The organism is Flectobacillus sp., assembly GCF_049240685.1.
Lineage (GTDB): Bacteria > Bacteroidota > Bacteroidia > Cytophagales > Spirosomataceae > Flectobacillus.
Window position 1 is genome coordinate 1 of the sequence record NZ_JBMLSD010000372.1, and the last position, 4,668, is coordinate 4,668.

5 protein-coding genes are annotated in these 4,668 nt (G+C 38.0%); 1 reads left to right on the top strand and 4 read right to left on the bottom strand.

Annotated elements, in window-relative coordinates:
• Positions 1-65: 65 nt before the first annotated feature.
• From ACOVQ4_RS17190 to ACOVQ4_RS17205, 4 genes are all read right to left on the bottom strand, one after another.
• Complete coding sequence (locus ACOVQ4_RS17190) at positions 66-491, bottom strand: TPM domain-containing protein (RefSeq protein WP_421821852.1); 426 nt, start codon at positions 489-491, stop codon at positions 66-68.
• A 92-nt stretch (positions 492-583) separates the two neighbouring features.
• Positions 584-1,171 (bottom strand): LemA family protein, encoded by a 588-nt coding sequence (locus tag ACOVQ4_RS17195; protein ID WP_095161326.1) that lies wholly within the window; start codon positions 1,169-1,171, stop codon positions 584-586.
• A gap of 298 nt (positions 1,172-1,469) precedes the next feature.
• Positions 1,470-2,882 (bottom strand): DASH family cryptochrome, encoded by a 1,413-nt coding sequence (locus ACOVQ4_RS17200; protein ID WP_421821853.1) that lies wholly within the window; start codon positions 2,880-2,882, stop codon positions 1,470-1,472.
• 54 nt (positions 2,883-2,936) lie between these two features.
• A complete protein-coding gene (locus tag ACOVQ4_RS17205) occupies positions 2,937-3,653 on the bottom strand; it encodes a methyltransferase domain-containing protein (protein ID WP_421821854.1) in 717 nt (238 codons plus the stop codon).
• Between the two features lie 202 nt (positions 3,654-3,855).
• On the opposite strand from ACOVQ4_RS17205, the gene ACOVQ4_RS17210 reads away from it, so the two are divergent.
• On the top strand, positions 3,856-4,644 hold the full coding sequence (locus tag ACOVQ4_RS17210) for an SDR family oxidoreductase (protein ID WP_421821855.1): 789 nt from the start codon (positions 3,856-3,858) through the stop codon (positions 4,642-4,644).
• The last annotated feature ends 24 nt before the right edge of the window (positions 4,645-4,668 follow it).

Consider the following 4,668-nt stretch of genomic DNA (forward strand, 5'->3'; position numbering starts at 1 on the left):
TTTAACACTCTTTGCCTTATGCCTTCAACAAAAACTCAAATCTAATTTTGCTGTAATACTTGTAATTAATCTCCAAATGAAATTTCGTCAGAAATCTCATTGATATCATCCGATTGGTAGGGGAAAAATTGCTTGAGCGCAACGCCCGATTTTTGAATACCTACAGCAAAACCTGCCGCAAACTGATTCATGACAAAATAGGATTGCATATCATTGCGGATGTCTTGCCAAAAATTGGCAGGGACAACGTCGTTAATGCCTTTATCACCCAAAATGGCAAATTTGCGGTCGACGGTAGCCAAGTAAAACAACACGCCATTTCGTTGTGCTGTTTTGTGAAGTTCGAGCTGGCCAAATACGACTTTGGCTCTTTCGAGCACGTCTCCGGGGCAAAATTGTTCGACATGAACTTTGATTTCGCCCGAAGTTTCTTTCTCAGCAGCTTTGATAGCGTCGACAATGATACTTTGTTGTTCTTCAGAAAGTAGCATAAGATTTTTATAAAAAGAAAACAGCTAAATTTAAGCACTTTCTCAACGATAGCATAGCTGAGAAGTTACTTAAATTTAGCTGTTTCGGAGGATTATTTAGAGAAATCTACCGATGGTGCTTTTTGAGCAGAAGCATCAGCTTCGAAATAGCCTTTTTTGCTAAAACCAGAGAAACCAGCAATCAAACTGTTTGGGAATGTCACTACTTTATTGTTAAATTCTTTGACAGTATCATTAAAACGATCACGTTCTTCTTTGATTCTATTTTCAGTACCTTCCAATTGTGCCTGTAGTTCGGAGAAATTTTCAGTTGCCTTCAAGGTTGGATAGTTTTCAGCAACTGCCATTAATCTTGAAAGGGCTCCACTCAATTGGCTTTGAGCTTCTTGGAATTTCTTCATGTTTTCAGGCGAAAGGTCACTTGCGTCTAACTTGATTTGAGTCGCACTAGCACGAGCACTGATTACGTCTGTTAATGTACTTTTTTCAAAATTTGCTACTCCTTGTACTGTTTTTACAAGGTTTGGAATAAGATCAGCACGGCGCTGATAAGCAGTTTGTACTTTTGCCCAAGATGCTTCTACATCTTGTTCGCTTGTAGCCATTCCGTTTCTTACACCGATTCCCCAGAATACTAAAACTGCTGCAACAACTAATGCAATGATGGTTCCTTTTGACATAGTCTTGGTAAATTTTAAAGTTAAAATTGTGGATAAATTCCGAGTGGATAGGTTATCCCTTGGATATACCATTTAGACGGCACTTTCCAAATATAAGTCTCAATTTAGGTTTGACAAGTTAAGTATTTTATATCAGTAAAAAAAAGCTTTCACTAAAACCTAATGTCGTACTAATATTGATTCTTTACCAAATGTATAGTAAAAAAGACAAGCCAAAACGTTTTCTAGTTGAGACGCTTTTTTTGTGGATGAATGGTCATCTATATATTTGAAATGTAGGAAAAGAACTAAAGTCCAACTACTTTTTTCGCCAACGATTTACATCAAACAATGCTTTGGGGAAATTTACGCCGATGTGTACTTGATACTTTTGTTGTTCTACAGGTGGCAATACCGAAATCAGGTGAACTTTATCCGCTGGAACCGAAGCCAATTCGGGTAGCCAATGCTTCACATATTCGCCTTGACTATCGTAACGAGTAGCTTGCGTCAAAATGTTGAAGTAACGATTTTCGCGAGGGTCATTGCCTACTCCAGCTACATAATTCCAGTTGCCCCAGTTAGAGCATACATCATAATCGAGCAATTGGCTTTCAAACCAACTAGCGCCCCAAGTCCAATCTATTTTTAAATCTTTTACCAAGAAACTCGCCACATTTTGTCTTCCACGGTTTGACATAAATCCTGTAGCAAGAAGTTCTTTCATATTGGCGTCTATCAAAGGAATACCCGTTTCTCCATTTTTCCAAAGCTCAAATATTCTTTTATTTTGTCCCCATTGAACATACTCATCTTGTTTGATACCTTTTACTGAAAAAATTCTATTACCATATTTCATCGAAACAAAACGGAAATAGTCACGCCAAAGAAGCTCAAAAATCAGCCAATATGTTGAATCATTTTTGACCCGCTGGTATTCATATTCCTGAACTTGCTGATAGATATACCTTGGCGAAATACAACCATTGGCTAGCCAAACCGAGAACTTTGAAGAAAAGTCCATACCTAGCATTTCGTTGCGGGTTTCTTTATAAACCTTTAATAAATCTTGTTCCCAAAAGTATTCTTTCAAACGTTGATTGGCTGCATCTTCACCACCTACATAATGGGTAGTAGCATCGGAAGAGTACCCCAACAAACTTTCGGCTGTGGGCATTGTACCGATACTTACATTGGTTTTGAACAAAAGAGCATAGGGCGTATCATAGCAAGAGCGCACATGACAAGATTTTTCTACTCTGTTTCTGAATTGTGTAAAAACGTCGGGCAACTGGTCAATATCGAAAGGTAAATCATCGATATGGAATAGAGTTGAAGTCCAAAAAAAGGACATAGATTTTCCTATAGCATTCAGAGCATCTTCAACTTTGGTATCTACGGCAGTTTCTTCAGCAGTTACTTCTTCTGAGCAATAGACCGCCTCTGCTTCTAGTTCTGTAGCCAACTGAGGTAGAATTTCTTCAGGTTTTCCAACTCTAACAATCAAACCTGAACTAATAGATTGTAGGTTTTTGCGAAGATTTTGGACAGATTCTATTAAAAATTGTGTCCGAAGCCATCCTGTTTTTGCAAAACCTAAGGATAATTCTTCAAATTGCCTAGGGTCAAAAATATATACGGGAAATACATTTGTGGTTTTTTGAGAAGCTTTCCACAAAGGCTCATGATCGTGTACTCGTAAATCGTTGCGATACCAAACTATAATACTCATTTTAATATGTTTTTTAGTGTATAACTTTCCAAAAGGTTTTTAGTTTTAGGAAAATTATAATTGGTCGGTTTTCACGACTACTTCCCAGCGAAATGCCCAGCGCCAGCGAATTCGATAGTGACGAATACCCGCTTTTTCCAGCAAAGAAACTATTTCCGATTTTTTGAAAGCTCGCCAGACCGATAGTTTGGCATCATGTTTTACCAGATATGACTTCAGGAAAAGTTGAGTAATCCAAGCAATCGAATGATAAGCAAACCAGTGTCGATGAATATCATTAATCACAAATCCTAGTCGGCATTGTTTTTTGAGTAATTCAAAAAGTCGGATGAGCTGTTCGTCGGTAAAGTGATGACAAAAAAGCGTCATCCCTACAATATCAAAAGTATGTTGTTGAAAACTTTCAGCAAAAACGTTTTCATGTAAATAGCTAATGTCGGGAAAAGATTGAGTTCTTTTTTTGGCAAAATCAATCATAAAATCGTTGGCATCGATACCAACGAGCTTGCTTTTATATCCCTTTTTTTGAAGCCATCGAGCCATTAATTTTAGCATATCGCCACCACCACAGCCCAAATCGCCAATCACAATTGCTTTAGATTTGTCGTGATTTTTCAATAAGGCTCCTAAGCCGCTAATAGTAACCTGATTCCCTCCAAGGTATTGATTAATGAGTGCCAATTCCTCTAAATTCTGACGAAGAGCATCGTTGTCTAGCTCAAAATCGTCGATAAGTTCAGGCTGATTGCTTCTATATGATAAATCTGGCATAAGGCAGAAGAGAGTTGGGTTTCGGTAGAGAATTAAGGTTTTTTGCAACTTTTCAAGAAAATACTATACGTTGTATCTTTACTGTATAATGAAATTTAACATTTTTTGTTTTGTAAAAAAATAATGAGTCCATCCTCATTCGTAACCAAAAACTACGAATGCTAATTTCAACAACATAAACTGCAACTAAAAGTAAACTCGAATGAATTTAGATTTAAGAAATAAAAATGCCATTGTTTGTGGAAGTACACAAGGATTGGGCAAGGCGTCGGCAATAGAGTTAGCCTTATTAGGAGCTAATGTAACATTGGTTGCTCGTAACGAAACATCCTTACAAAAAGCAATACTCGATTTGGATACAAGCCTTGGACAGCAACATCATTATTTTGTAGCCGATTTTTCCTATCCAGAGCAGGTAAAATTAGGAATAGAGCAACATCTTGCAACATTTCCAGAAATACATATTTTGGTCAACAATACAGGAGGACCCAAAGGAGGCCCAATCTTAGAGGCAACGATTGAAGAGTTTACTAAAACCTATTCAAACCACCTGATTTGCAACCATATCCTCGTACAAGCATGCGTACCTTCTATGAAAAAAGAAGGATTTGGGCGAATAGTCAACATTATCTCTACCTCGGTCAAACAACCTATTAGTGGCCTTGGCGTATCTAACACTACCAGAGGAGCTGTAGCATCGTGGGCAAAAACCTTGGCAAGCGAATTAGCGCCTTTTGGCATCACAGTCAACAACGTATTGCCTGGCTCGACCAAAACGGCAAGATTGGATTCCTTGATAGAATCGAGAATGAATGCCACGGGGACATCGAGAGAAGAAGTGGAAAAAGCTTTACAGGTAGATATACCAGCCAAAAGATTTGGCGAATCAGAAGAATTTGGCGCTGCTGTAGCATTTTTATGCTCGCCCGCAGCATCTTATATTACAGGAGTAAGTTTGCCTGTAGATGGTGGAAAAATCTTAGGGTTATAAATTGAGTAAATAAGTTATCGTGCA

Bases quoted from the DNA above. Each gene is read 5' to 3' on its own strand.
- ACOVQ4_RS17190 (WP_421821852.1), bottom strand. From the start codon at position 491: ATGCTACTTTCTGAAGAACAACAAAGTATCATTGTCGACGCTATCAAA.
- ACOVQ4_RS17195 (WP_095161326.1), bottom strand. From the start codon at position 1,171: ATGTCAAAAGGAACCATCATTGCATTAGTTGTTGCAGCAGTTTTAGTA.
- ACOVQ4_RS17200 (WP_421821853.1), bottom strand. From the start codon at position 2,882: ATGAGTATTATAGTTTGGTATCGCAACGATTTACGAGTACACGATCAT.
- ACOVQ4_RS17205 (WP_421821854.1), bottom strand. From the start codon at position 3,653: ATGCCAGATTTATCATATAGAAGCAATCAGCCTGAACTTATCGACGAT.
- ACOVQ4_RS17210 (WP_421821855.1), top strand. From the start codon at position 3,856: ATGAATTTAGATTTAAGAAATAAAAATGCCATTGTTTGTGGAAGTACA.